The sequence below is a fragment of the Natronorubrum daqingense genome (assembly GCF_001971705.1).
Lineage (GTDB): Archaea > Halobacteriota > Halobacteria > Halobacteriales > Natrialbaceae > Natronorubrum > Natronorubrum daqingense.
Map to the genome: position 1 here is coordinate 114,674 of NZ_CP019329.1, position 24,508 is coordinate 139,181.

Below are 24,508 nucleotides of genomic sequence, written 5' to 3' on the forward strand. Positions count from 1 at the left end.
TCGAGTCCAGTTGGTCAGACAGGGATCGTTCACCAAATCCCATTGCCTAATACTCTCGGTGCATCCCGTTCTTAGGAAGCTATGTAGAATTTGCGTCGTCTTCTAACTCTTCGGCATCGAGATTGCCCTCAAGGTATTTTTGACCTTTGTCGGTGATTGCGTAGTAGCCCTTCTCCTCGTTGACTTTTTCGACAAGATCCTTGTCTTGAAGCTTCTGGAGACGGCGGTGGATGGTCGAATAAGATATTCCAATCCCTTCACGGTGCAGATTAATTTCGAGGCCAGTTGGCGGTAAAGCCACATCGTGTTCATACAGATATTCCAGGATAGAGTCGTCGTTCCCTGTCATCCATGAAACACGCGGGCGCATCTAACCCGAAAATTCGTAGGCCTGTTCATAATAGCATATGAAAATCTTCGGTTTGATAGCATTTGCGATTGTTATGATAGTATATGGTAGCAACCTATAAGTAGACTTGGCGTAATGATCCAGACAGTCAGCAAAAGATGACTCTCAGGGAAATCGACTTGTCGGAAAACGGTTCGGACGAGCGTGCCTCAATCACGCCGCCCTTGTCGTCTTTTCACTGACCGCACCATGACAGAAACCACCCATCACCAAAGTGATACCGTTCGCAAAGATTGTGCGAGCGGTGGAACTGACGACTCGAGCGAGACGCGCTCCCTCGAGTCCGACGTATGGAGTGGAAGCAGAAATCGCAAGCAGGCGTCGGGTGGAACGGGTGGAAACACCCCGGGAACCCTCAAGGCGGTTGGAAACAACCGTGATGTCATGGCAATCACGCAATCCGACACGACGCGCACAGACACGATCGAATCCTCGACCACTGTTGATCTCGGTGTGTTCGTCGACGACATTCCGTCGGGGGCGACCGCCGAGATAATTGTCCGCGGTGACCGCTCGAGTTACGAACTCGAGTTCATCCGACGTGGCACCCGGTGGATCGTCGAGGGTGAAAGCTCGAGTGCCATCCTGTCTGCAGTGTACGACAGTACCGGCCCGGTCGGACTACCCGAAACGGTTCCAGGCTGGATTCGAGCGTTCTGCCTCGAGTTGAACATCCGAGAGGTGAGTGTTCGACGATGACCCACGGAACAGAATCTCTCGAGTCGCTGTTAGGGCAGCAGGCTCGAGACGCACTACTCACGGTGACTGTTAGGGCAGTCGCCGTCTGGCCAGTTTCGGCCTGTATGATCCCCTGGGATGGAGATGCACAATCCGTCACACGTTAGGGACGTAGTTTTTGGACGGCAAGCGGGCCGTCAGTTATGTTCGGGGCCTAAAGCGGCCACACAGAGACAGCGCCGTCCACTCTCACCAATCCACCGCCATCCGGAGACTCGAGCGTTCGCGACCGTTACTCGAAATCAGGTGGTCGTCGGATGAGCGGCGATTTCGACGTGCTCCAGTGTGCGGGCGACTGCAACCAGCCCTGGATTCAGCCCGAGGGCTGGCGCACACAGGACTCGGTTGCCTGTCCGAACTGTGGATCTGAACACACGTCGAAGAAGGTCAAGACACTCAAACGCCTCCCCACGCGCGAGGCCGCGGGCGAATGGAGAGCCCGCTATCTCGCGAAACGTGCTGGAGAGGCGAAATCGTACAACGACCTCACCCTGGAGCGCGGACAGTACGAGGACCAGGGCGATCTTGTCGAAGATCGGATGCCGGCTGTTTCCTCCGACGCGTTGGAACTCGATATCGCGAGTGTCGGCGAACAACTCGAGTCACATTATGCGACCGATGCCGACCGAACGGATACCGTCACAGCCTCGCTTGAAGACACGATAGTCGGTCACAAGAAGCGGTTCGAAAAACTGAACGAGTACCGGATCGAGCAGTTCCAAGACGAAACTCGGAAGTTCGAATCGCTCGCCGGGGAGGTCCTCGGCAACGCCGTCTCCCTCGATGACCACCTCGAGACCTACTACAGCGAGGCCGATAGTGACGAGCGGACGCTGAACGACCCCGAGCCGACTGCTGTTGAACCCGACACGCCAGAGTTCGATATCCAGTCGCTGGTCCTCCAGCCGACGCCGCCGGCCCAACAGCGCCTCGACACGATCACCGCAACCGTCCCACCGACGGTTTCGGATTGGTTGCCAGCCGCGCTCGAGGACTTACTCCCCCAGGTCGTGCGTGCGGTCACCGAACTGGTTGACGATTTCGACGGCGAGATCGAACCCGCGAGAGTTGCCGACCTGTTGGCCAGTGAGTACGGCGTCTCCGACGTTCGAAACGGCTTCGCGAGCGTTCTCGCCACGTACGCACGCGAGTACCACGACGTTGACCTCGCCGAGCGCAACATCTCCGAGTCGACTCGAGAGTACCACGAACACAACCGGGAGTGGGCGCGTTCGGCGCTCACCCAGATCGGTACCGGTCGAAACGCACTCGGCGTCACGCACGAGGATCTGACATCGACTATCGTGCCGATTCTCCGGGCCAGCGATGTTACTCCCGAGTTCGTCGTTCGATTCGACGGCGAGCAGTGGACCGACTCGGATCACGCGTCGACGCGACGGAAGACACTTACCGCACTCGAGCAACTGGCGATGGCCGGGAACGTTACGATCGTCACCTCGCCACGGGTCGCCCGGACCCTCGACTCGAGCCATCCCGAGTTCGTCGATCGCGTTACTCAGACCAACATGCCGGGTCGACAACCGACTGAAATCGACTCGGCTGCGAACGTCTCTGACGAGGGCTCGATTTACGCCGAACTCGAGTTGATGGACAAGCGCGCGGGCAAGCTTTCGATACTCAAGCATCTCGATCGAAACCCCGGTGCAATGGTCAAAGACCTGTCCAACGACGCCGATATCGATTTGGCACGCGGGTCGATTCGGCCCTACATCGACTCGCTCGAAGACGACCACGGCTTCGTCAGCGTCGATGGCCGCGGTGTTGAGAACACAATCGAGCTTTCCGCCCGTGGCGACGTTGCTGCTGGTCTCATCACAGACGAGCACCGTGTTGTTCACCCCGATCAGGAGACCGTTTTCGCCACTTTCGATCAGCCAGAACAGTCTGATTCCCCCTCCGATTCAGGCGTCGTTACTGAGACCCCAAGTCAGTCAGCAAGTACAGTGTATGGCACGGCAGACGGGATGGGTGGGGGAGGGGCCGGCCGGACAGCGGAGGGTGCGCTCGCGGACACGGGCGACGCCGCGGCGGACGGCTACGTGCAGTGGCTGCCCAAAGTGGCCGGCAGCAGTTGGCCGTTGCACGCCCGTATTACGGCCGCTGATGCCCGCGATGGCGTGAACATGAACGACTACCCAGTCGAACGGTGGGAAGACGGGCGGGTGGCGTACGTGAGTTGCATGGAAGACCACCTGACCCTGACCACACAGTACGGTGGAACGATACCGACGCTGGTGCGGCTTGCAACAGCGTTACTTGACGATGACCTATGGAGCACCGTACTCACGCCATCGGCACTCGGCGACGAACTCGAGAACTGTTTCGGCGAGACCGTCGACGAAACCCACGATTATCTGGTCCGAGCGGCACAGATCGGCTGGCTCTCCGAGGACGAACACGCCTACGATCTGTTCAAAGATCGCTATGCAGCAGTTCGCGCAACCCTACTCAAGAAACTCGGTAAACTAGACGAACTCGACCAGGACGAACGAACCACGCTTATCGAACGGGCTCACGGGTTGCTCATGTCCGCAACGGCACTGTACGATGCTATCGGTGTGGATATCTCGATCGAGATCCGCGTCCCTGAGCCAAACGACCTGAACGAATCCCAGTTCTGCCGCTTCATCTCGGAGGTCGTGACACGACAGTCCTCGTACGGTATGCACTCCCTCGAGCGTAACTTCTGGGAACCGGACAGCCATAAACGGACGACAGCAATGGCTCGCGAAGTTGATCCATCCGATCCGAAAGCACATCTCCGTGCGTCGTGGGTCGTCTCCGGGCCGGGAATCACAGACCTTAGCGAGCAGATCCGTTCGTCGATCGTCGCTCGCGATGACGAGCGTCTCGATGATCGGACGGATTACGACCCAGTGGAACTCGAGATCCCGGTCACCGAGACATCGGATTACGCGGCGACACGCCACGCTGTGGAGACCGTCCTCGAGAAAAAGAATCTGTGTCCGGCTCGAGAATCCGATGCAATGCGTCGGACGGTGCGACTGTTCGAAGCCTACACCAACTCAGCGTTCGACGTTGTCGACGCACTAACAGCACTCGCTCGGTCGAATCGACCGGGTGAGGTGACGATTGCCGATATCGAAACAGCGCTCGGTGCATTATCGGCTGATCGACTACTGCCGACACTGAACGCACCGACGCCTGGAAAGATCCTGAAAGCCGTCCTCGTGGCAGACGGTCCGATCGGCCGGTCGGATATCCTCGAGCGAGTAGGATGTTCGGGTGAAACGTACCGAAAACACTGTGACCGACTCGAGGCGCTCTCGCTGCTCACACGCGTCGACGGCCGAAAGTGGTCAGCAACAGTCGCACCGTGGTACGTTCCCGAGACCGACGACACGAAACCCGGCACCGAACGTGTGACCGTCGGGTCGACGACGGTCGATGGCGTCCTCTTCGACGCCTTAGATTCATTGGGTTACAATCTCGGTGATCCAACGTTGATTGACGCCTTCCAACGGCCACTGGATCGAGGCAAGCTCATCGCGTCGGTCGGTGCCTGGATCGACGATTGGATAGCCGTTTTGGCATCGTTACTGAAACCCAACCCCGACGCTATCGGGCGGTTTAAACACGATGTCGTGACGATTGGGGAGAAACCAGACCAGACGACACTCGACGATTCGATGCAAATCGCGACAGCCGATTAATCCGAAGGGCCGGTGAATCGCCACGCCGATGTGTGTGGCCCCGATCGCTCGCGTTCGAATAGGTTACTCGAGGTGAGCGCCTTGGTTCGACCTTTCAACGTCTCGGATGACCGAACGTCAGTGTGGTTGCGGTACAACTCGCGAAGATCGCCCAGCGACAGTAGCTCACGCCCATCGGCGACGATCGCCTTGACAACCTTCTGGTCTCGGTGATCCAGGGCTGATACGTCACCAAGATCGATTTCGTCACCGGAGAGTCCGTTCACGACTTCGACCTTCTGAAGTCGGTTCGTCAACAGGCGGTTTCGAGCCTCGAGACGCTTGAGTTCGGTGTCCATCAACCGGAGGAGATCAGCAAGCGCTTCGACCTGCTCGTTCATAGCCACCTCCTCTAACTCGGTGATCGTCTCAGAAATATCACGTTGTCGACGTTCGATTCTGCACTCGCTGCTCAACTGCTTGGATTCGGTTTCATTCTGGCCGTTCTGTGGGACTTCGGAATGGGTGGACATTATGATAAGTCCTACAACGGACAGGACTATAAATGTCCTCCTACCGAAGCGAAAGTAAACTCAATTCGAGCGCCAGACGAACTCTTGGCCGATTTCTTCTTTTTTGATTCGACCCCGCTTTGCAAGACGTTTCAATTGGTCACGAGCAGTGTTCCGGTGGCACTCGATCTCGTTTGCAACTTCGCCTGTCGTCATAGGTCCAGACTCGCGTACAACGCGTAGAAACTCGGCAGAGCTGTATTTCCTCCCAAAATCATCTGCATCGGAATCTCGAGGCACAGAACTGACTATGGAGTAATCGTATTTAGTTACTGTGCACCTGAACGGTAGTAAGAACTAAGTCCCCTCAGATAGATGTACTAATCAACACGGACCACTGTCTCGAGGAAGCAGACTCTCGAAGAAGCGTCATGTTAGGGCATGACGCAGTTGGTTCGTGTCCCCTGGGATGGAGATCTCGAACCATGCTACAATTACAAACGGTTGAACTTAAACCTAGCCAGAACCGCTCAGGTGCACCGGGCGATAATCACGATTCTACAGAGTCACTCGAGGGGGTAGTGCCCACTGAGTTAGTACTAAGTACTAACCACAGCACTGCCACAATCCAAGCCGACTCGAGCCCCACCGACACGACCCACGACGCACACCGCCTGACGGGGGTGGTCTGATATGTCGGTGCAAGTCGATTTCGATAGCTTCCGAGTCGACGAACCATCGGTTCCAAAATACGACGTCGACGAGCTGTCCGCGGGCAACGAAGACCACCAGAAGCCGGGCGTCCTCGATCATTTCCACAACGAGCGTGGCTGGTCGGCCGAGCGCATCGCTCGAGAGGTGTTCGACGACGAACTCTGCGGGCAGACGATCCTGAATTGGCTGGACAAACACGAACTGAAAGCGCCGGCTGGCACCCTCCTGAGCAAGTACTCTCACACTGGAGCCGACCCGATGATCCGTCTCGGTCAAATCGCACGTGAGAACGGCGACTCGACGGTCGAAACGACTCTCGAGGAACTACTCGAGCGATACGGCGACGAACTCTCCGACCGGTCGAAGACGACGGCCTAACGCGCCACTCAGAACTCAGAACGCAGAACGCAGAACCCAACGATCTCACGCGATGGTCGAAATCACGGTTCGATTCCGCGAGCGTGCTTCCGTGCCAACAATCGGCACAACACCCCTATGACAACAAACGCAACTCAGGCTGCAGTCGATCGCGCACTCTCGGACTGCACGACGACGCCTGACCCGAAAACCGAGACAGAATCAGCACAGAATCGCAATCCAACGGAGCCAGCGTTCGAACACAACGATAGCCAACTGAACGTCGACGACGATCGAGAGGCCATCGAAGTGCTCGAACTCCCCGATGGGTGGGAAGACATCGATCTCACGGCTGAGAACGTCCACATCGAGGGGGTCGATTGGCGATGAGCCCCGAAGCAACGGCCGGTGAGACGCACGTCGCCGAGGATTCGGACACCGATGGAGATTCGAACGCACCGCCCGATCCAGAGGCCGACACCGAAGAATCGACCGACCAACCCGAATCAGAAGCCCAGTCAGTCGATCTGGCGAGCGACGCAGGCGGCTTTGCCTGTGAGGCGACCGTCGGCACGCTCGAGGCGTATTTCGGCCAGTTCGTGCCAATCCTCGACGAGATGACCGTTCATCTCGAGCCGACGGGCCTGGAGGGTCGTGGCGTCGACCCAGCGAACGTCGCGATGGTCGACGAAGGCCTGGACGAATCCGCGTTCGCGCATTACTCGAGTACGGGCGGGCTGATCGGCGTCGATCTGAATCGGCTGATGGACATCCTGAGCATCGGCGACGCGGGCGACAGCGTTCGGATGGAACTCGATCAGGAAACGCGAAAACTTGAGATATCGATCGATACGCTCGAGTACACATTGGCGCTGATCGACCCGGACAGCATTCGAGCGGAGCCAGAGATTCCCGATCTCGAGTTGCCTGCAAAAGTCACGCTCGAGGGCTCGGATTTGAAGCGGGCGGTGACGGCCGCCGAGATGGTCTCCGATCACATCCGCCTGCAGGTCGATCAAACGGAAGCTGGCGAGGATGCGCTAATCTTCAGCGCCGAGGGCGATACGGATGACGTAACCCTCGAACTGCCACGTGAGGACCTGATCGACCTCGAGATGGGCGATGGCGACTCACTGTTCTCGCTGGATTACCTGGCCGATTTCGAAGCGGTGATTCCCGAGACCGCGGCGGTTGACCTCAAACTCGGCTCGGAGATGCCGGTATTCATCGAATTCGAGCATATCGAGAATGTCGACGACGGGGATGATGGAGCGCCACACGCTGAGGTCCTGCAAATGCTCGCGCCGCGTATCAGTTCGGAGGACTGACGATGGGAGATACACAGCACTCAGACGAAACAGAGCGATCCGCCGACGAGTGGGAAGCGTATCTCGAGGCAAACCCCGACGAGGTGTTGCTGTTCGTTGACGCGGATTACGAGATCCACACGTTCGAACACGACACCGAACTCAACGAATTGTGTTTACTCCGAGGTGGCAGTCACGGCTACGATTACGCCGGCTCCCGTGACGTTCTCGAGTCCTTCGCCGCCGACGACTCGGACATTCACAAGCTGGTCCCTCGAGACGAGGAATACGCCGAACGCAAGCGACTCATGGAGGGCGAGTTCGACAGCCCGCGCGACTGGGTGGAAGCATGAGTGTCGACACTGCGCGCGAATGGGCCTTTGAAGAAGATGACGTAATCCGTGAGGAACACGAGCAATTCGCTCCGGGCGGTGTGGAACTCGGAAAGTCCGAGTACAGAATCAAGAGACGGCTAATCGATGACTCTGATGGTGACCGGTTCTACCACGTCGAGAAAGAAGAGGGTGGGACTCACCTGTACTCTGCTGGCGCGATTGAGCACTCCTATGAAGTAATCGACGCTGCGGAATCGAGGGGGTGGTCAGAGTGATTCTCGCAACGAGCGACGACTACGACTTTCCGCATATCGACTGGCTGTGTAAGTCCTGCGAAGAAGTCTACTCTTACGCCGGACACCCGACCGAAACGCGCTGTACGGGCGGTCATGGGGCTGGGTGGAAACCAGATCCAGAGACGATACACGAGTACATCGACCTACTCGAGTCGGTCGAACCGGGCGACGGGATCGTGATCTCTGGCGACGGACCGGCGACTCTCATGGGGCCGGTCGAATCCATTGGAGATGACCAACTCGTCACGCAGTCGATTGACGCCCCACGTAGAACGGTACGATGGGAACGCGACGACCGTGACGATAACAACCCAAATCTCGAGTGGACACAAACGGACGCTGACCACGCATTCTGGCTCGATGTACATCATGTCGAGACCGTCGAGATTCGAACGCTTGCCACTGAAAAAGAGCGAGGAAAGGTCAATGGCGAGTAAGACCGACGACCGATCACAGATTTACAACGACGAGATTCTGTTCGTCGGCCAGAGCGACGACAATCGGTCGATCACAACGATGGCCTTCGGCGAAGGGACGACCTACACCCTTCGCAGAGTGCTCCAGGCCGGACTGGCTGCAGACGAACTGGAGGAATACTCGACGGCCGATCAGCGCGATAGAGTGCGAGCACTCGCGAACGCGCTGGGGTACTCACTCGAAGAGGTAGACCACACTCTCGGGACCGAAACCAAATCCGGATCTGAGTCAGCGGCCAGCGAATCCACCGACTCGGAACCCAGCCTACTCGAGGAAGAGTGGCCCTACGAACACGTCGAACCGGGCGAAGTCACGCAGGACCTCTCCTATCAGGAAGCGAAGACACTCCGGCAGGAACTCGATGCCCTTCGATCGACCGTCGACGAGTGGGCCTGCGACGACTGCGGATCGCGAAAGTCGGTCTGTTGGCGTCCGGCCACAGACACGAATCTCTGCCGGGTCTGTGCCGGATTCGAGGACCCACACGAAGACACCCACGACAGCGAGGACACACAGCCATGAGTTCAGAGACGATCGATCAGCGACTCACCGAAGACGCACGCGTTGAATTCAAATCAGGAAGCACCGACAGCCACCTTCGTGGTCGGATCACGGACACAGACGGCTCGCGGCTCAAGGTCGCCTACGGCGACCGGAGCGAGTGGATCGACCAAGAACAGATCACGTCTCTCGTCGAGCGGCCACGGTCTGAGGATCGCCTCACACGCGAGGACGTACCCGAAAAGCCTGGCTACGAGATGGAGATCGACGAGAACGTCGACGACGCACTCGAGGACGCGCTCAAGACCGTCTCCGTGGCCAACGAACGCTACCTGGAGGCGCTACTGTCGGCCGAGTTGGGCTCGTTCCGACTCGAGCGAGGTGTCTACGACGATGAGTGAACCCGCACACCGAATCGAGTCGTTGGATCTCGAGTCCGAGGTCTACGCGTTCGTCACCGAATCGGGACCGCACGGTTCGAGCGCGGTTGCGAAGGCCAAACAGAAGTTCGCCGACGAGTACGACCTCGAGTATCGCCACATCGTCGGGAAGAAAATCGACACGGCACCCGGACGGTCTGGCGGACCGATCGTCGCCGTGTTCCACCGCCCAAAAATGGCGTCTCACGAGGTGCTACCGTGATGTCGGACACAGATACTGACAGCGGGTTGTACGACAAGTACGAGGTAACGAAAAACGGGGACCCAGTGGACGGCTGTTTCGTTCTCGAGCCAGCGGCTGATCCGGCGGCTCGCGAAGCGCTGATCCGGTACGCCGAACGGACCGACGACGAGCAACTGGCGGCAGACCTGCGAGAGTGGGTCGTCGATATCTGTACGCGAGGGGACACGGATGTCTGAAAACAGCGAGACACAGACGAGAGATGGCAGCCACCCACGCGCCCCACACTGGTTCGATTTCAACCGGCTCAACGAAACGCCGAACGCCTGGACGTTCGAAGTCCTCGAGTGGGACGACGACCCGGACGCCGACGGCGTCGACGATCGCGGTGAGGCCGAAGTCGTTCGCGACGACCACCGATTCGTCATCACGACGTGGCTCCAACCCCGCGACCGTACCCACGACCGTTACTGGGGTGTCGCCTACGAGACGATCAACCAGGACGGCGACCCGGAACCGCTGGCATTCCATATCAGCAAAACGCAGGCGATCGCCCGGAACAATCTCGGTCACGCACGGGATGTACTCGACAGCGGCGACACGGAGCCACACGTTCTCGTTCGGGATCACAATGACGGTCCCCGAGAGACCTTCGAGTATCCGTCTGAACACATGGCCGAAAAGGCGGCTGACCTACAGATTGAGTTGAAAATTGGAAGCGACGATCGGGACTATCTCGCCACCGTCCACTCGAAAGCCGAGTGGGAGGACCAACTTGAACTCGAGCAGTCACTCAAGGAGGCTGGTCGCGATGTCTGAGGGCGGTACTGAACGGCGCGGTGGGTTTCAGAAGCGGATCTTCAGGAGCAGGTACACTGCGAACGGAAGCGCGAGGCCGACTGAACCCCCAAGGACGATTGCTTGCCAAGATATCGAAATCATATCTTTAACAAGTACACTTTCTTATATATACTTTCTTCGAGGTGGTCGGAATGTCTGAGGGCGGTACTGCCCGCCGAGAGAAGTTTAGCTGTGTCGAATGTAACGACTTCGAACTCGAAAAGGTTTACAGCGGTAGGTCAGGAACACCTGGTGAGGAAGAGTACGACCGCATCCAGGCACCAGACAACTGTCCTGCTTGTGGTGGCGAAGTCGAACGTGCACTACAGTCGGGAATGGAGGGATCTGACGATGAGTGATCCATCCTCGAGCGGTACTGAGCAAGACCCAAGATTAGTAACAGTCTGTTGGTCGGGAGGGGAACGCATCGACAACAATCTCCTCCATCGATATGACGAGAACGTCGCGTGTGGTAATATGCCGTCAACGAACGTCTCGACGGATCTAACGACAGCAGCGGTGGGAGACGGCAACGAACTGTGCCCCGCCTGCGAGTGGCCCGAAGGGGCACAAGACGTTCTCGACGGATGTTACGTGCAGGCGGGAAAACAGCAGAAAGGGGGCGATTCGTGATGTCCTCAGACGGTACTGAGTACGATATGTTCTCGCCATGTCCCGGTTGTGGGAACGTCGGGTTTTCTGTGCAAGTGTTCGAGGAGACCCGAAACGGCGAGATTCAGTTGATGCGCTGTCCTGAACCGTTCACGGAGTGCCGAACTGCGGAGTACTATCCGCGTGCTGTAGACACGGGAACAGAGCAGCCCGAGGAGGCCGATCACAGTGACTAACTCCGAAACTCGAGACAGCCCGACCCAGACCACCCGCGAACACCTTCCACCTGAGGAAGCCCGTGCGAGTAAGTACCCGAAACTCGAGAACGGGGCGACGATGGGAACGATCTGCGAGTACGAGGTCGACGACTGGTCGTGGGTCATCATCACCGACCTTCCGGACAAGACCTGGGGCGACGTGTTCGACGAAGACGACGACCGGGCCGACGAAAAGGTCGTCCGCTTCCTGAACCTTGAGAAACTCACCGACGACGAGTTCCGACTGCTCGAAGGCTGCGTAGGCTGCTACGAACACGTCGATACCGCACGACAGTTCACCGATCACGAGGGCGCTGGTAACTACGTCCGGCGCTCGGACTTCCTCGAGAAATTCAAGCCACTCGGACCGTTTCACCCGGAGCACAGCAACAACAGTGAGGGCGACCGATGAACTCAGATAAGGCGGCCGACGTTCGCGACTCAGTGAACGCACTGCCGTGTGTCGCCCACGACGTCGAGCCGAGTCGCAACTTCGGTGACGGAACCACGGCGACCACCAGCGGCGGTATCGAACGAACGCACACGGGCGAATGCGTCCGCCTGGATGACTACCAGTTCCGACCAGCGTCGATCAACGAAGCTGCACAGATTGCATTCGACGGTGGCGAGCCCCGACCGTGCTACGAAGTGCTCCTCGAGCCACTGGCGCTCCCGACACGACCGGCACCGACGATCTCCGTTCCACCTGCGGTGGTCCACGAAATCGCAAAGCACGGGTGCCGACTCCGGGTGACAGCCGGTTACCGCGGTCGCCATACTCCAGGGACGCTCCGAGTTCGTGACGATTTCACGCACGACCGAACGTCGAATACAGGCGGCGATCAGTGCGAATCCTGTGGCTGCAATCGATTCCGATTCCGAGATGGCGTGCCCGAATGTGAGCGCTGTGGTGAACCACGCGACGAAACCGCTCCAGAGACGACTACACCGACGATCGGGGATTTCGCATGACCGACGCCATGGAACGCGAGAGCGACGACCCAGAGTACGAGTACGTCTCCCACCGGCCGGATTCGTTCGGTGAGACAACCTTCGATACGCGTCACGAAGCCGTCGGCCACGCTGCGATTCTCTCTCGGCACCTCGAGTCCGATGATGACGATGGCAACGAGTTCGAGGTGTTCGCCCGCCAGCAGACCCGCGAACCGATGGTCAACGACGCGCTCTGGCGGGCTCGGATCACCGACAAGAGCGGCGACGAGTGGGAACACGTCGGCTGGACACTCCTATACGAAACGCGGTCGTTCGCGACCGAGGCGGCCTATCGGTATATGCTCATGAACCATCTCGACGAGGTGTCGGTCTCGAGTATGCCCTGGTACGGCGAGGACTACCGGCGGGTCGGGACGCTCGAAGCGGGGCCAGACGGTCAGTATTCGATCTACGTCGGCTTCGACGAGGACGGCCTACCCCTCGAACACGACGCGAACCAACTGCAGTACGCCGACCACGTCACGAACACGTCGTTGCACCTGTTCGAACGACAAGAGCGAGACCAAGAGACGGACCCGGAGGAAACGCATGTCGAACATCCACAGTGACGAAGACACCCACGAGCGCACACTCGAGGACGTTCTCGAGAACCCGGCCGACGACCTCGAGTCGACGGTCTTTCTCTGGGTCACGCCCGAGGATATGGACGACTCGATACTCTCCGTCCGACGAGCGTCACTACTCAGGCTGGTCGCTCGCGACGCGGACCGCCTCCTCGTCGAAGCGCGGGAAGGCGAAGATGTCGAGTCACTGATTGAGTTCGAAGGGCGGGAAAACGTCGAGATAGCGTATGGAAGCCGATATTCCGAACGTGACACCGACTACAGAGAACGAATCCGTATGGCAGAGCGTGATCTCGAGCGATGAGTACCGATACGACACCAACCACGACGGACACAGAGAATGAATCGAACGTCCATCACATCGTCGTCTCTGGGCGGGATATCGAACCACTGCTTCCGATCACGAAAGAGCGCGTGCCTGCAGATCGCGTGCGCCTGTACCCGCTCGAGACCGGCAATACCGACGAGACAGCAACGATGGTCGCGGAGTACGAACGGATCACCGAACTTGTAGGCCTCGAGACGACCGTTACCGACCCATTCGAGAACTTCCGAACGCTGTACTCCGAGACGTTCGTGGCCCTTCGGGACGACCTCGAGCGCGGCCACAACGTGTGGGTGAACGTCGCGGGCGTCACGAACCCGACCGGCTTCGCACCGATCACCGCAGCGGCGTCGCTGGCTCTCTCGAGTACGGCCGCCCCGGACCAGATTCACGTCTACGCGGCCGATGACGACGGACAACCGTGGACGATTCCGACGGCGGTGCAAGCGCCCCCGAGAGACCTGGGCGAACAAATCCTCGAAACGATCGACCACGAAACTCCGGATTCGGTGACCGCCGTCGCCCGCTCGCTTAGTGATGATGACGATAACGATGACGCCCTTGATGGGGCCTTCCGAAGCAAGATCCAGTACAACGTTGGACTACTCGAGGAGCGCGGACTGATCCGGATGGTCGATGACGGTTACCGGAAACAACCAAAACTCACGGCAGCCGGTGCGCTGTATCTCGAAGCCCAAAGCGAAAACTGACTATCGGGTCGACCACGGTTGTATTACTGTTCTCGCCGAATCGATATTAGATCACCAGCCAACCGCCCAGCATCGGCCCCAGCAGACGTTCCATCGTCTCTCGAGATCACGACAACACCACTGGCTGGGTGACAGGGGGCTCGATCACCCTCGACAAACCCCGCGTCTTCAGCGGGCGGCAGTTGGACCTGATACCCGTTCCCCGAAATCTGGAGGGTGGCATCCATCGCCCGGTGGACGCTCTTTGTATCTCGCGCAGCGGCGACAACGAGTTCCGACCGATCGGCAACAGTCACTCGGTCTCGATCGACGACTACCAACAGATTCTCGAAGGAGTACACACGCACGTTGGCCAGTCGCGTCGCCTCTCCCTCGTCAGTCTCCTCGACGAGGCCGGCGGCCCGTGCTGGGTCGGTAATCTGCAACGCGAGTCCCGCACCCGAGGACTTGATCTGGTTCGCCATGACGTTAGTACTTAGTACTAACCAATGAATCTTCGGACACCCCACGACCAACCGTCAACACACCTGTTCCACACGAGATTGGGCTGACCAAACCCTTTGAAGCCCGAATTCGTGTACTGGTTCATGGCCGACAGCACACACCCCTCGACCGACCGCACAAATACAGACACACCCCCAGAGACGGAAGACGAACGTATTCCCGTCGGCATCGACGGCTACGATCTCCCCGTCGTCGACGTACTCACCGGCCGTGGGTTCATCACCGGCAAATCCGGCTCTGGGAAATCCAACACAGCGAGTGTAGTGGTAGAACAACTCCTCGAGAACGGCTTTCCCTGCCTAATCGTTGACACTGATGGCGAATACTACGGTCTCAAGGAGCGCTTCGAAATGCTTCATGTCGGCGCTGACGAGGAGTGCGACCTCCAGGTCGGCCCGGAACACGCCCAAAAGTTGGCGACGCTCGCCCTCGAGCAGAACGTTCCGATCATCCTCGACGTGTCGGGCTACCTCGATACCGACGACGCGAATTCCCTCATTAGGGAGACTGCACACAACCTCTTCGCGAAGGAAAAGAAACTCAAGAAGCCGTTCTTGCTGGTCGTCGAGGAAATCCACGAGTACGTCCCCGAAACCAGTGGGCTCGACGACACGGGAAAGATGCTCATCAAGATCGGCAAACGTGGACGAAAACATGGACTCGGAATCGTCGGGATCTCCCAGCGCCCAGCGGACGTGAAAAAGGATTTCATCACGCAGGCGAACTGGCTCGTCTGGCATCGCCTCACGTGGGAGAACGACACCAAAGTCGTCGGCCGAGTCGCGGACAGTGAGTACCGTGATGCCGTCGCGGATCTCGAGGACGGCCAAGCATTCGTCCAAGCTGACTGGAACGGCTCGATCGACCGTGTTCAGTTCGAGCGCAAGCGCACGTTCGATGCGGGTGCGACGCCGGGACTCGAGGAGTTCGAACGACCCAGCCTGAAATCTGTCTCGGAAGACCTCGTGGACGAACTCGAGGAAATCAGCACTCGCGAACAGCGTCGCGAAGACCGGGTGGCCCAACTCGAGCAGTCACTCGACGCCAAAGACGAACGAATCGAGGATTTGGAACAGGAACTCGAAAGCGCCCGCGATATGACCGACATGGCCCAGCAGTTCACGCAGGCGCTCACGTCCACGACCGACGAAGATGCTGAGAGTGGTGAAACCATCCAACAGCAGGTCGACGAAATACGCGAGCAGAAAAACGAGGAGATTCGCCGCCTGCGCTCGGAACGCGACCAGTTACAGGAACGCGTCGACGGGCTCGAGTCGACGGTCACCGAACAGACAGACCGAATCGCCGAACTCGAACAGTACGAACAGGCCGTCCAAAATCTCGATGAACTCCGTGAGGGCGTTGCACGGATGGCCGACGCACTCTCGATGGGGATCGATGATGGGACAGACAAGTATCGGCAGAAACTCGAGCGGAAAGACGAGCGAATCGATGAACTCGAAGCGACGATCGCGAAACTCGAGCAACAGGGCTACTCACTGGACGAAGAATTCACGGAGAAAATGGACTTCCTCCGCCACGACGCTGTTCGCGAGGAGATCGATCATGCGGCCTCGAAGACACGGACGAAAGACGGGCACACGTGGGATGTACTCTCCGTACTGGTCGACCAGGACGAGGCCACCACGAAGGAGATCACGACTTTCGTCGACGTGAGCAAGAGTAGCGTCCGGTCGATCCTCTCGAAATTGAAAGACCAACACGTCGTAGACGCACGTAAGCGCGGGAAGACGCCACACTACAGTCTGAACATCGAGGGGATGAAACAGATCATTCAACAGCGCCGGAAACGCGAGGAAATGGCGGAACTGAAAGACCGCGTGAAATCCTAACGGCGGGGATAAAATTCGAAGTAGCTGTCTCAGCCACCATTCCAAAAATAACAGCCACTGACCTGTCCGATATCTTGATTACCGTGGCTCGTGACATTCTAAAAAGGCAGCAGGCCTAAGCGGAGCCACTCGTCGACACCCGTCGGCGGTGTCCCGTACGTCGAAAACAACACCCCTACACCGCCAGTATGTTCATGCCACCCCAGCGACGGGCACAGTCGCGAGCAGTCGCGCTCGCGCTCATGCTCGTCGTCTCACTGTTCGCACTCGCTGTTGTACCGACCGGGCTCGCAACCCAAGGTCCGGCTTCATCAACCGATACCGATACCGACACGACACTCTCTGAATCATCCGTCTCACCGACGCTCACGAGCGACACAGAGGACTTCGACGGCGACGGTGAACCCGTCGACCTCGAGCCTGACCCCGACGAGGACGGCGAATACTTCCACTACGATGCCGAGCAGGTGGGCGACTATTACTATCTCGTCGGCGACCAACACGACCAGGTCTACGTCTACGACGAGAATTTCGATCTGCTCGACAGCCACGATATCGAGTCTGATCCGGGTGGAATCACCCAATTTGATGGCCAATGGGTCATCTCGAGTTGGGATTCGAACGAACTCAATCTCTACGACACCGATGACGAGACGTTCGACGACCCAGAGACGATCGATCTCGAAGAGTCGGACATTGGCGATAGCCCAACCGAACCGTGGAATATCGACGCGGATGGCGATCGACTCTACGTCACAAACGAAGACGAAATCGTGGCCTTCGACGCCGACTACGAGGTTATTGACCGGATTCAGACGGACCTCGAGACCGCAAAAGGGCTTCATGCAATCGATGATCGACTGTTCCTTACGGATAGCGACACCGACCCAACGGTCTATGAATACGATCTGGAGGGCGACGAGCAAGCCACGTACGATGCCCCACCAGATTACGGCGACGAGTACGAACAATCAACGAAGGGACTGATGCTCCTCGATGGCGACTGGTACGTCCACCCGTCGGACCTCGAGACGACGCTCTATCAGTTCCCGGCGACCGTCGAAGAGAGCGATGGGCAGACACTCTCCGGAACGGTCGAGAACCAGCGTGGCGAGGCCGTCGCGAACGCCACCGTGACGGCGAATGGGATTTCCGAGGCCGGACTTCCCGACCTCGATCCAGCCGATCTCGAGGCCGAAGCTGACGACCTGCTGGGTGAACTCAACGACCCACTGCCGGATGCCTTCGACGAAGAGTTCGATTTCGAGGCTCACCAAGAGACGGACACACCGTATGCACTGGTCCACGAGAATAGCGATTGGGGCGTCGGCACGAATACGATCATCGAATCCAGCATTGAGGACCCACGCGTAAGCGTTCCAGAGAACGAAGAGACAGTCATCTCGATCTGGAATCCCGATGACGATGGCGGCCTGATCGAGAATCAGGTTGATCAGAGTTTCTACGGGGCGACGACCGATGGCGAAGTCGTGATCGAGCAACTCTCACCGACCGGCGAAGTGACGGATACGCGCACGCTCGAGACCGAACCGATTGCGGAGACGACCGGTGCCAATCCACTGTCGACGACCGAGCACCACGGCATTCGAACCGCATTGCCGCCGGGCGTCTATCGCGCCTACCCAGAGAGCAACGAAGCCGGCGGCTACCCGTTCACGGTTGGCTCACCAGACCAAATCGCGAGTGGATTCGAAGACGATCTTCGCGACGAGGCCAACGAGCTAACCGACCGCGCGACGCAGATCGACGAGCTTGCGGCCAACGATACGCTGGTTCGCGAAACCACGCAAACCGATTCGAACGGCGAATTCGAACTCGAGGTTGATGACGGCGTGACGACGGCGACGGTGCAACCACTCGGAACACCGGGCGACTCACTGGCCGGCCTGGAAGAGCTAGACGACCCAACGATTGGCGACCTTCAGGGCCTCGATCACGATGGCTCGTTCTACCTCCCAGAGCCAGATACTGATACCCACGCACCGCCGACAGACGATATCGAACTGACGGTCCACCAGACACCGTCACTACCGTTCGAAGAACTCACCGCTTACGACGAGTTGCACGACGAACTCGAGTCTGCATTACTCGAGGAAGACCTCTCAGAACTCGAGGGTTGGGACGAACATCTCGAAGATATTGACGATGACCGGCGTGACGAACTCGAAGCTGCGTTTGGCGACCTCTTCGAAGACGACGATGACGATGATCTCTCGGACGATGCAGACCTCGGGGAGATCCACGACCGATTGCACGACATCGAGGAGACGGTCGATATCGTCAGCGACTCAGTCGAAGATGACCTGGACGTCGACGACGGACCGATCTCGGATGACGAGTTCGACGTGTCCTGGGCAGTGCCAGACGATATCACCGAAGACGATGCGACGATTGTCGCCCACACCGCCGACGGTGAGACGAAACCCGTCGATGACGAGCACTGGTCGCTCGAGACGAATGGCTTCTTCGACGACCCAACGGTCACACTCGGCGATAATCCACTCGAGTCAGACGTAGCGGTCGCAGACTACGAAATCCACATCGCCGATGGAAACGAGTATGGGTCGGACTCGACGACAGCTCCGAATCCAGCATTTGATGGCGACATACCAGCACTCGAGTCACTGCTCTTCTCGTCGCTCAATCCAGAATCCGGCGAGCGCGTGTCGATCGACGTGACCCCACAGGATGATGCCACACTCGAGGTGATCGATGCCGACGCACTCGGGCCAGACGGCGAGGAGATCACGGCGAACGTCACCGACAGCGAGCGGGCAACGTTCGACGCCACTGGCGACGGCGTCCATCACGTCCAACTGACGCTCGAGAGTGCGAGTGGACACGAGTTCGTCGTCACTGAACGCGTTCGATCGAGCGACCGCGCTCACCCTGATCACGCTGTGGTCCGGGGAGGCACGAGCGCGATCGGCGAGTACGCGGTGTCCGACGACACGCTCACCGATGCCCGTCTCGAGAGTGACGGCGAGACGATCGACGTGGAAGCCGTACTCGAAGCCGACGATAATCTCGGTGAGATACACCTCCAACCTGACCCGGTACTCGAGGGGAGTGATCACGAAATCGATCTCTCGCTGCTCGAAGGCCCAGACGAGGTGCCGGTCAGTAGCAATATCGCCGTTACCACCCATCTCGAGAACTACGATCCAGACGATGCCGTACATTGGCGTGATAGCGATTCGATCACCGTCGATGGCGACACCCGTTTCGGCGAGGTGCTCACCCAAACCAACGACGAGACGGGTCACGATACGCACTTGTTGATGACCTACACCGACGAAAACGGGGAACTGGACTCACTCGAGGTGCGCGAAAACGCGGATTGGTCTGATCGAGCGTGGCACCGACTCGACCGCTGGTTGCCATCGATATCGATGCCTTCGCTACCGTTCTTCGCGACGGCTGGTGAGGCAATCGATCAACTTCCCCGGCCTGAAGGCTGGGGTTTGTCGGTGAACTCCCGGTCTGGCCTATGATGAGGCAGGCGTGAAATCGCCGTTCCCGTTCAGCGTTCCCGACTTCAGGGCGAGTTGATTGGTCGCCCCTCCGGCCGGAGACTTCTGCCCCGACCGGAGTAGTTTCGTTGCAACGTTCTTTGCGGCGTTGTAGTCGGCGTGAACTTCGTATCCACACTTCTGGCAGCAAAAGGCTGCTTGTGACGTGCGGTTCTCGCGGAGTGTCGTCCCGCACTTTGAACAGCGCTGGGACGTGTACGCCGGGTCGACCTGCGTTGTCGCGATCCCGAACTCGGCGGCTTTGTACTCGACGTACTCGTACAGTTGACGGAACGCCCATCCGTGAAACTTCTTCGCGCCGGGCATTCGGTCCCGAATATCGGTCAGGTCCTCGAAGGCAATGTGAGAACAGTCGTGCGTTATTGCCTCTTGAACGATAGCCTTCGATATTCGGTGCAGTACGTCGGTGTTCCACCGCCGTTCGCGGTCGCCCATCTTCTCGATGGTTCGGTGTGCCGATTCCGTACCGGTTTGTTGCAACGACCCACGGATGCGCTCGTACTCGTCTCGGCGGTGATTGAACAGCCCGCCGGAGTAGAACGCCCCCGCGCTCGTGACGGCGATATTCTCCACGCCTAAATCTACGCCGAGAACCGTTCCGTTCTCGGCCTCTCCCAACTCCGTTTCCGGTTCGTCGCGTTCTACCGTGACGTGAAGGTAGTACTCGCCGTCGTCTCGTTCGTAGTGCAGCGTCGCGCCTTTCGGTTCCCACTCGTCGCCGCCGAGGTACTGCCGCTGCGGGCAGTCCTCGTCGGGCGGGTAGACGAACTCCGCACGGACCCGACCCCCGTAGGCCGCGAGCGTGCAGTAGCCCGTCCCGTCGCCGTCCGTGAAGTACGACACTGCGCCGGTGTTGTACGTCGCGGTCGGGACGGTGAACGTCGGTTTGCCGACGTTCTTGCCGGCCTTCATGCGCTCGACCGCGCTCCGAAGACTGTCGGCCGCGAGGTTCACCGCGCCGATGCACAGATCCGAGTGCAGGCCAGTATCCTCGCGAACCTGTTTGTAGACGAGCGACTGAAGGCGCGTTCTGGATGTGATAACGTAGCCGTCCTCGTCTCGCTCCCATCCACGGTCTGCGAACCGTTGGGCGACCTCTCGGAACGTAAGCATCGTCCGTTTGAGGTCGTCCCGCCGGTCGTCGGGGATGGCGAGTTTGACGCGGGCGGTACGTTTCAATTCCACATGCCACATGTGGTTTGGTAGTATTATAAGCGTTTGGGAGTTGGCCGGCTGTCGAACGGTGGTTTGTGTCGTTCAGTGACGCGATTCCCGCCCGCCGCAAACGGCGGGACTCCCTCGTTGTTGAAAGGTGGTGCTCGAGACCGGCGTACTCGTGGCTGCGGAGCCGGCGACAGTGACGGAACCAGCACTTGAACCGCCAGTTACGATGGAGGCCGTGTAAGAAGAAGGAAGACCCCTATGAACTGAAGGGCCGCGAATCCGCAAGCTCGAACAGTGGTCGAACGTCAGTCTCGGCGTAGTGCGTTAACGCGTCGTGCATCTCACGGAATGCCTTGATGTCTGTCTGGCCACACTCCGAGAGGTTGAGATACCGCTCGCCGAGAACCGGAACGTCACAGCCCATTAGAATCGGCTCGCTCGAGCGATACGTGGGTCGCTGTGGAATCGGATCAACAGGGAGATCAAACGCCTCGAGCCTCGTCTCAGGAGCCTCAACGCCGACTGCAGAACAGGTCTGTTCGAACGACGCATACTGATCGTTGCAGAATTGAACAGCCTCCGGCCGGAGATCGTCACTCTCGACGCCCTCGATAAACGATTCTACCTGGTCCACAACGTCGAACCGGTCACCGAGGGCATCGGCGGCATTGTGAGCGCGACCCTCGAGATGGATGAAGTCGAACCCATCGCCATTGAACGTCAGAACTCGTTCAGGCGGCTTTGTATCCATCCACTCGACTGCAGCTTCGATCACGTCGAGTTCAGCCGCCGGGCCAGTCGCCTCTCGGAAAAGAATCTCGTGTTCGATCTCGTCACCAGGGGAGGGTCTGTGAGCGACACAGATACAGAACATCTCGAGATGATCTGGGTTTTGAAAGTCGAAATCGACTCCGGGTGGCCGATCGGCATTCACGGTCTCGATGTCGAACGCGAGCAGTCCATTCGAAGGTGCGGACATAGCTTACAATGAATGTGAATGTCTATAAATGTAATAGTCTCCAATCGGCCCGTGTGCTGCGATTTGCAACGTATAGTAGCAAATAGCCAGAATTAATGTCACCGATTGGAGCGGCGTAGCCTTTTTATGCAGTGAACCGCCTCGGGGTCAAGCCCCGAGGCTTCCCGTGGTTTAGTCGGACACTCCCATTCGACCATCGGCCTGATAGCCTCGGACGGTCGGGTGGGTCACGGTCGGGGCGTCCACGGCCCCCGATGCCTGCCGTCGCACCTTCCGAACAACGGGAAGGCTGTTGAGAGCAGGCACATTCCAATCGAGTTTCTTCATGCCTTTCACGGCGATATTGACGCTTGCACCACGGTCGCTGTGGTCTTGATGCTCACAGTCCCGACACTTGAACCGCTTCTTGTTGCGGTTCGCACGCTCCGTATGTCCACACATCGGACACCGTTGACTCGTGTACTCGGGGTTAATCCACACGGTCGGAATCTCCTCGAACGATGCCTTGTACGACGTATAGAACTGGAGGGCGCGGAACGGAAGGTGGTGCAAGCGTCGGTTCATCCGCGTGCCGTAGTCGATACTGTCGCGCATCTCTTTGAGGTCTTCAAAGACGATGCACGACCTCTCGAACTGACGACTCCACTCCACGATGAGACGGCTCACCTTGTGGAGCCGATCACGGACAAACCGTTCCTCACGCCCTTCCAGCGTGTCGTGGATGCTGTCTTTCCCCGCGTTCTGGACGCGCTTCCGCATCGTGAAGTAGCGGTGGCGCTCGAACTTGATTTCGGGAAAGTCGATAACCAACGTGTCCTCGACGCCACCCTCGGAGAGCGCGGTCAACGCTACGTTGTCCTCGTTCACGTCCACACCGACGACCGTTCGTGAGTCCTGCTTGTCTCGGACGGTCTGCTCGGTGTTGGTGACGTTGACGTGCAATTCGGGGTTGTCGTTGTGGAACAGGGCTTCTGCCGTCCCAATCTTCCACTCGTCGCTTTCGAGTGCGGTCTGGAGAATGTCGAGGTGGGCGTCACTCCCTTTGAGGACACCCTTGACGTGCTTGTACGGTTTCGCGCTGATACGGAACGCCACGCCGCCATCGTCGGTGAGCGACAGGTTGTACCCTTCTTCGTAGTTCGCACGAAGCGGGTACGCGCCGTCCTTGGTGTGGCTCGGAAGGCCGAAGTCGTCGTACTCGTGGTAGTTTTCCATCGCACCGAGTGCCTTCGCAACGACGCGCTGAGTCGTGTTCTTCACGAGGTTAGCGTCGTCGGCTACTCGGTTAGGAATGTCATCCCAGTCCACGCCTTGCTTGGCGAGGCGGATGGTTTCGTTGTACACCGATCGTGCTTCGAGCGTGGCGTCGTACAGCAGGCTCTCGTTGTCACTCTGGATGTCGAGTTGGAAGTCCAGCGTCTTGACGAGAGCCTGTGCGTCCGTCATTCTTGGTCGTTAGGTTGGACGTGACGGTAGTGGAGGAGGAGCGTGCGGAGTACGCTGTCGAAACTCGTGTGGCCCTCCTCGTCCTTGAGTTCGTCAAGATCGTCGTACACGGCGTCGGATACCTTGAGTTGCTTCGTCACGTCTATCCCTTGTTCTTCCACACTTAAAAGTTTACTGATGGTTGTCTGTGAGTGGCTTCAGAGAATACTTTTGATTGGTTGTTGTGTTGGCTGGTATGGGTGAGAAGCGGTCGAACCACACGGTGTACAACGTCAACTACCACTTCGTGTGGTGTCCAAAGTCAAGCAAAGCGAAGCTTTGCGTACCTCGCGGGATCTCTGATCCCGCTTAGTACCGTCACGCGATACTCGAACCTATCGAGGATTCGCTGGAAACGAGTTTCCGCGACGTGTGCGACAAGTACGGCTACGAGATACTATCGCTCCACATCTCGCCCGACCACGTACACCTGTTCGTCTCCGCTCATCCGAAGCACTCACCGAGCGAGATTGTGCGAACAGTCAAGAGCATCACGGCGCGGGAGATGTGGGAACAGCACGAACTGTTCTTGGAGGAGTATCTGTGGGGTGGTGGGTTCTGGGAAGAATCGTACTACGTTGGGACGGCAGGCGATGTTTCGACCGACACTATTGAACAGTATATCGAGCGAACGGAACACATTTAGCGGGGCTTACGGCCTTCACCCTCGGGGTCAAGCCCCGAGGCACTCGGCCTGCTCAGCCTGT

General features: G+C 58.5%; 31 protein-coding genes and 1 pseudogene. 24 read left to right on the top strand and 8 right to left on the bottom strand.

Annotation, left to right across the window (positions count from 1 at the left end; genetic code table 11):
- Positions 1 to 79: 79 nt before the first annotated feature.
- On the bottom strand, positions 80 to 349 hold the full coding sequence (locus BB347_RS17955) for a winged helix-turn-helix domain-containing protein (protein WP_236996018.1): 270 nt from the start codon (positions 347 to 349) through the stop codon (positions 80 to 82).
- Positions 350 to 793: 444 nt separating this feature from the next.
- Between BB347_RS17955 and BB347_RS17960 the strand changes: the two genes are divergently transcribed.
- Both BB347_RS17960 and BB347_RS17965 read left to right on the top strand, forming a co-directional pair.
- On the top strand, positions 794 to 1,108 hold the full coding sequence (locus tag BB347_RS17960; RefSeq protein ID WP_076584023.1) for a hypothetical protein: 315 nt from the start codon (positions 794 to 796) through the stop codon (positions 1,106 to 1,108).
- Positions 1,109 to 1,404: 296 nt separating this feature from the next.
- Positions 1,405 to 4,842: a hypothetical protein gene (locus BB347_RS17965; RefSeq protein ID WP_076584024.1), complete on the top strand. Its 3,438-nt coding sequence runs from the start codon at positions 1,405 to 1,407 to the stop codon at positions 4,840 to 4,842.
- Here BB347_RS17965 and BB347_RS17970 read toward each other — a convergent pair.
- Together BB347_RS17970 and BB347_RS19845 are read right to left on the bottom strand one after the other, a co-directional pair.
- Complete coding sequence (locus BB347_RS17970; protein WP_076584026.1) at positions 4,839 to 5,354, bottom strand: hypothetical protein; 516 nt, start codon at positions 5,352 to 5,354, stop codon at positions 4,839 to 4,841. The two genes, BB347_RS17965 and BB347_RS17970, sit on opposite strands and share 4 nt — an antisense overlap.
- Positions 5,355 to 5,414: 60 nt before the next feature.
- On the bottom strand, positions 5,415 to 5,633 hold the full coding sequence (locus tag BB347_RS19845; RefSeq protein WP_257787646.1) for a helix-turn-helix domain-containing protein: 219 nt from the start codon (positions 5,631 to 5,633) through the stop codon (positions 5,415 to 5,417).
- Between the two features lie 393 nt (positions 5,634 to 6,026).
- Between BB347_RS19845 and BB347_RS17980 the strand changes: the two genes are divergently transcribed.
- The 19 genes from BB347_RS17980 to BB347_RS18060 all read left to right on the top strand — a co-directional run bounded on the left by BB347_RS17980 (position 6,027) and on the right by BB347_RS18060 (position 14,262).
- Positions 6,027 to 6,425 (top strand): hypothetical protein, encoded by a 399-nt coding sequence (locus BB347_RS17980; protein ID WP_076584029.1) that lies wholly within the window; start codon positions 6,027 to 6,029, stop codon positions 6,423 to 6,425.
- A 117-nt stretch (positions 6,426 to 6,542) separates the two neighbouring features.
- Positions 6,543 to 6,794: a hypothetical protein gene (locus BB347_RS17985; RefSeq protein ID WP_076584030.1), complete on the top strand. Its 252-nt coding sequence runs from the start codon at positions 6,543 to 6,545 to the stop codon at positions 6,792 to 6,794.
- Positions 6,791 to 7,732 carry a DNA polymerase sliding clamp gene (locus BB347_RS17990; RefSeq protein ID WP_076584032.1) on the top strand — a complete coding sequence of 314 codons (942 nt, stop codon included), beginning with the start codon at positions 6,791 to 6,793 and terminating at the stop codon, positions 7,730 to 7,732. Before BB347_RS17985 ends, BB347_RS17990 begins: the two co-directional genes overlap by 4 nt.
- A 2-nt stretch (positions 7,733 to 7,734) precedes the next feature.
- Entirely contained in the window at positions 7,735 to 8,064 is a 330-nt protein-coding gene (locus tag BB347_RS17995) for a hypothetical protein (protein WP_076584034.1), read from the top strand.
- Positions 8,061 to 8,321: a hypothetical protein gene (locus BB347_RS18000; RefSeq protein ID WP_076584035.1), complete on the top strand. Its 261-nt coding sequence runs from the start codon at positions 8,061 to 8,063 to the stop codon at positions 8,319 to 8,321. Before BB347_RS17995 ends, BB347_RS18000 begins: the two co-directional genes overlap by 4 nt.
- On the top strand, positions 8,318 to 8,779 hold the full coding sequence (locus tag BB347_RS18005; protein ID WP_076584037.1) for a hypothetical protein: 462 nt from the start codon (positions 8,318 to 8,320) through the stop codon (positions 8,777 to 8,779). The genes BB347_RS18000 and BB347_RS18005 overlap by 4 nt, the downstream gene beginning before the upstream one ends.
- Positions 8,769 to 9,341 carry a hypothetical protein gene (locus BB347_RS18010; RefSeq protein ID WP_076584038.1) on the top strand — a complete coding sequence of 191 codons (573 nt, stop codon included), beginning with the start codon at positions 8,769 to 8,771 and terminating at the stop codon, positions 9,339 to 9,341. Before BB347_RS18005 ends, BB347_RS18010 begins: the two co-directional genes overlap by 11 nt.
- The gene (locus BB347_RS18015; RefSeq protein WP_076584040.1) at positions 9,338 to 9,721 is read left to right on the top strand and encodes a hypothetical protein; all 384 of its coding nucleotides are present in this window, start codon (positions 9,338 to 9,340) and stop codon (positions 9,719 to 9,721) included. The genes BB347_RS18010 and BB347_RS18015 overlap by 4 nt, the downstream gene beginning before the upstream one ends.
- Entirely contained in the window at positions 9,714 to 9,962 is a 249-nt protein-coding gene (locus tag BB347_RS18020) for a hypothetical protein (protein WP_076584041.1), read from the top strand. Before BB347_RS18015 ends, BB347_RS18020 begins: the two co-directional genes overlap by 8 nt.
- Entirely contained in the window at positions 9,962 to 10,180 is a 219-nt protein-coding gene (locus BB347_RS18025) for a hypothetical protein (protein ID WP_076584043.1), read from the top strand. The genes BB347_RS18020 and BB347_RS18025 overlap by 1 nt, the downstream gene beginning before the upstream one ends.
- Positions 10,173 to 10,760 carry a hypothetical protein gene (locus BB347_RS18030; RefSeq protein ID WP_076584044.1) on the top strand — a complete coding sequence of 196 codons (588 nt, stop codon included), beginning with the start codon at positions 10,173 to 10,175 and terminating at the stop codon, positions 10,758 to 10,760. Before BB347_RS18025 ends, BB347_RS18030 begins: the two co-directional genes overlap by 8 nt.
- 173 nt (positions 10,761 to 10,933) lie before the next feature.
- Entirely contained in the window at positions 10,934 to 11,140 is a 207-nt protein-coding gene (locus BB347_RS19105; RefSeq protein ID WP_139327065.1) for a hypothetical protein, read from the top strand.
- Positions 11,141 to 11,258: 118 nt separating this feature from the next.
- Positions 11,259 to 11,414, top strand: a complete 156-nt coding sequence (locus BB347_RS19110) for a hypothetical protein (protein ID WP_157525022.1) — start codon at positions 11,259 to 11,261, stop codon at positions 11,412 to 11,414.
- Positions 11,414 to 11,629 (top strand): hypothetical protein, encoded by a 216-nt coding sequence (locus tag BB347_RS18035; RefSeq protein ID WP_077202648.1) that lies wholly within the window; start codon positions 11,414 to 11,416, stop codon positions 11,627 to 11,629. Before BB347_RS19110 ends, BB347_RS18035 begins: the two co-directional genes overlap by 1 nt.
- The gene (locus BB347_RS18040; protein WP_076584045.1) at positions 11,622 to 12,062 is read left to right on the top strand and encodes a hypothetical protein; all 441 of its coding nucleotides are present in this window, start codon (positions 11,622 to 11,624) and stop codon (positions 12,060 to 12,062) included. Before BB347_RS18035 ends, BB347_RS18040 begins: the two co-directional genes overlap by 8 nt.
- A complete protein-coding gene (locus BB347_RS18045) occupies positions 12,059 to 12,622 on the top strand; it encodes a hypothetical protein (protein WP_076584047.1) in 564 nt (187 codons plus the stop codon). The genes BB347_RS18040 and BB347_RS18045 overlap by 4 nt, the downstream gene beginning before the upstream one ends.
- Positions 12,619 to 13,212, top strand: a complete 594-nt coding sequence (locus BB347_RS19730; RefSeq protein WP_236996020.1) for a hypothetical protein — start codon at positions 12,619 to 12,621, stop codon at positions 13,210 to 13,212. Before BB347_RS18045 ends, BB347_RS19730 begins: the two co-directional genes overlap by 4 nt.
- Entirely contained in the window at positions 13,193 to 13,531 is a 339-nt protein-coding gene (locus BB347_RS18055; protein WP_076584167.1) for a hypothetical protein, read from the top strand. The genes BB347_RS19730 and BB347_RS18055 overlap by 20 nt, the downstream gene beginning before the upstream one ends.
- Positions 13,528 to 14,262 (top strand): hypothetical protein, encoded by a 735-nt coding sequence (locus tag BB347_RS18060; RefSeq protein ID WP_076584048.1) that lies wholly within the window; start codon positions 13,528 to 13,530, stop codon positions 14,260 to 14,262. Before BB347_RS18055 ends, BB347_RS18060 begins: the two co-directional genes overlap by 4 nt.
- A gap of 23 nt (positions 14,263 to 14,285) precedes the next feature.
- On the opposite strand, the gene BB347_RS18065 is transcribed toward BB347_RS18060, so the two are convergent.
- Entirely contained in the window at positions 14,286 to 14,726 is a 441-nt protein-coding gene (locus BB347_RS18065) for a hypothetical protein (protein ID WP_076584050.1), read from the bottom strand.
- Between the two features lie 123 nt (positions 14,727 to 14,849).
- Between BB347_RS18065 and BB347_RS18070 the strand changes: the two genes are divergently transcribed.
- Entirely contained in the window at positions 14,850 to 16,619 is a 1,770-nt protein-coding gene (locus tag BB347_RS18070; protein WP_083687819.1) for a helicase HerA domain-containing protein, read from the top strand.
- A gap of 194 nt (positions 16,620 to 16,813) precedes the next feature.
- Positions 16,814 to 20,134: a hypothetical protein gene (locus BB347_RS18075; protein ID WP_139327066.1), complete on the top strand. Its 3,321-nt coding sequence runs from the start codon at positions 16,814 to 16,816 to the stop codon at positions 20,132 to 20,134.
- Here BB347_RS18075 and BB347_RS18080 read toward each other — a convergent pair.
- From BB347_RS18080 to BB347_RS19115, 4 genes are all read right to left on the bottom strand, one after another.
- A complete protein-coding gene (locus BB347_RS18080; protein WP_083687820.1) occupies positions 20,129 to 21,358 on the bottom strand; it encodes an RNA-guided endonuclease InsQ/TnpB family protein in 1,230 nt (409 codons plus the stop codon). The two genes, BB347_RS18075 and BB347_RS18080, sit on opposite strands and share 6 nt — an antisense overlap.
- A gap of 235 nt (positions 21,359 to 21,593) precedes the next feature.
- The gene (locus BB347_RS18085) at positions 21,594 to 22,316 is read right to left on the bottom strand and encodes a hypothetical protein (protein ID WP_076584055.1); all 723 of its coding nucleotides are present in this window, start codon (positions 22,314 to 22,316) and stop codon (positions 21,594 to 21,596) included.
- A 171-nt stretch (positions 22,317 to 22,487) separates the two neighbouring features.
- Complete coding sequence (locus BB347_RS18090) at positions 22,488 to 23,762, bottom strand: RNA-guided endonuclease InsQ/TnpB family protein (RefSeq protein ID WP_076584056.1); 1,275 nt, start codon at positions 23,760 to 23,762, stop codon at positions 22,488 to 22,490.
- A complete protein-coding gene (locus BB347_RS19115) occupies positions 23,759 to 23,923 on the bottom strand; it encodes a hypothetical protein (protein WP_157525025.1) in 165 nt (54 codons plus the stop codon). Before BB347_RS19115 ends, BB347_RS18090 begins: the two co-directional genes overlap by 4 nt.
- A gap of 74 nt (positions 23,924 to 23,997) precedes the next feature.
- Between BB347_RS19115 and tnpA the strand changes: the two are divergent.
- Positions 23,998 to 24,447 (top strand): annotated as a pseudogene (tnpA, locus tag BB347_RS18095) (IS200/IS605 family transposase).
- The last annotated feature ends 61 nt before the right edge of the window (positions 24,448 to 24,508 follow it).

What these genes read in the sequence shown, in the direction of transcription:
- BB347_RS18000 (WP_076584035.1), top strand. Translation starts at nt 8,061, where the DNA reads ATGAGTGTCGACACTGCGCGCGAATGGGCCTTTGAAGAAGATGACGTA.
- BB347_RS18030 (WP_076584044.1), top strand. Translation starts at nt 10,173, where the DNA reads ATGTCTGAAAACAGCGAGACACAGACGAGAGATGGCAGCCACCCACGC.
- BB347_RS17960 (WP_076584023.1), top strand. Translation starts at nt 794, where the DNA reads ATGGCAATCACGCAATCCGACACGACGCGCACAGACACGATCGAATCC.
- BB347_RS19730 (WP_236996020.1), top strand. Translation starts at nt 12,619, where the DNA reads ATGACCGACGCCATGGAACGCGAGAGCGACGACCCAGAGTACGAGTAC.
- BB347_RS17990 (WP_076584032.1), top strand. Translation starts at nt 6,791, where the DNA reads ATGAGCCCCGAAGCAACGGCCGGTGAGACGCACGTCGCCGAGGATTCG.
- BB347_RS18070 (WP_083687819.1), top strand. Translation starts at nt 14,850, where the DNA reads ATGGCCGACAGCACACACCCCTCGACCGACCGCACAAATACAGACACA.
- BB347_RS18090 (WP_076584056.1), bottom strand. Translation starts at nt 23,762, where the DNA reads ATGACGGACGCACAGGCTCTCGTCAAGACGCTGGACTTCCAACTCGAC.
- BB347_RS18055 (WP_076584167.1), top strand. Translation starts at nt 13,193, where the DNA reads ATGTCGAACATCCACAGTGACGAAGACACCCACGAGCGCACACTCGAG.
- BB347_RS17955 (WP_236996018.1), bottom strand. Translation starts at nt 349, where the DNA reads ATGACAGGGAACGACGACTCTATCCTGGAATATCTGTATGAACACGAT.
- BB347_RS19110 (WP_157525022.1), top strand. Translation starts at nt 11,259, where the DNA reads ATGCCGTCAACGAACGTCTCGACGGATCTAACGACAGCAGCGGTGGGA.
- BB347_RS18025 (WP_076584043.1), top strand. Translation starts at nt 9,962, where the DNA reads ATGTCGGACACAGATACTGACAGCGGGTTGTACGACAAGTACGAGGTA.
- BB347_RS18015 (WP_076584040.1), top strand. Translation starts at nt 9,338, where the DNA reads ATGAGTTCAGAGACGATCGATCAGCGACTCACCGAAGACGCACGCGTT.
- BB347_RS18065 (WP_076584050.1), bottom strand. Translation starts at nt 14,726, where the DNA reads ATGGCGAACCAGATCAAGTCCTCGGGTGCGGGACTCGCGTTGCAGATT.
- BB347_RS17970 (WP_076584026.1), bottom strand. Translation starts at nt 5,354, where the DNA reads ATGTCCACCCATTCCGAAGTCCCACAGAACGGCCAGAATGAAACCGAA.
- BB347_RS19105 (WP_139327065.1), top strand. Translation starts at nt 10,934, where the DNA reads ATGTCTGAGGGCGGTACTGCCCGCCGAGAGAAGTTTAGCTGTGTCGAA.
- BB347_RS18060 (WP_076584048.1), top strand. Translation starts at nt 13,528, where the DNA reads ATGAGTACCGATACGACACCAACCACGACGGACACAGAGAATGAATCG.
- BB347_RS18020 (WP_076584041.1), top strand. Translation starts at nt 9,714, where the DNA reads ATGAGTGAACCCGCACACCGAATCGAGTCGTTGGATCTCGAGTCCGAG.
- BB347_RS18045 (WP_076584047.1), top strand. Translation starts at nt 12,059, where the DNA reads ATGAACTCAGATAAGGCGGCCGACGTTCGCGACTCAGTGAACGCACTG.
- BB347_RS18035 (WP_077202648.1), top strand. Translation starts at nt 11,414, where the DNA reads ATGTCCTCAGACGGTACTGAGTACGATATGTTCTCGCCATGTCCCGGT.
- BB347_RS17995 (WP_076584034.1), top strand. Translation starts at nt 7,735, where the DNA reads ATGGGAGATACACAGCACTCAGACGAAACAGAGCGATCCGCCGACGAG.
- BB347_RS17965 (WP_076584024.1), top strand. Translation starts at nt 1,405, where the DNA reads ATGAGCGGCGATTTCGACGTGCTCCAGTGTGCGGGCGACTGCAACCAG.
- BB347_RS18085 (WP_076584055.1), bottom strand. Translation starts at nt 22,316, where the DNA reads ATGTCCGCACCTTCGAATGGACTGCTCGCGTTCGACATCGAGACCGTG.
- BB347_RS17985 (WP_076584030.1), top strand. Translation starts at nt 6,543, where the DNA reads ATGACAACAAACGCAACTCAGGCTGCAGTCGATCGCGCACTCTCGGAC.
- BB347_RS17980 (WP_076584029.1), top strand. Translation starts at nt 6,027, where the DNA reads ATGTCGGTGCAAGTCGATTTCGATAGCTTCCGAGTCGACGAACCATCG.
- BB347_RS18010 (WP_076584038.1), top strand. Translation starts at nt 8,769, where the DNA reads ATGGCGAGTAAGACCGACGACCGATCACAGATTTACAACGACGAGATT.
- BB347_RS18075 (WP_139327066.1), top strand. Translation starts at nt 16,814, where the DNA reads ATGCCACCCCAGCGACGGGCACAGTCGCGAGCAGTCGCGCTCGCGCTC.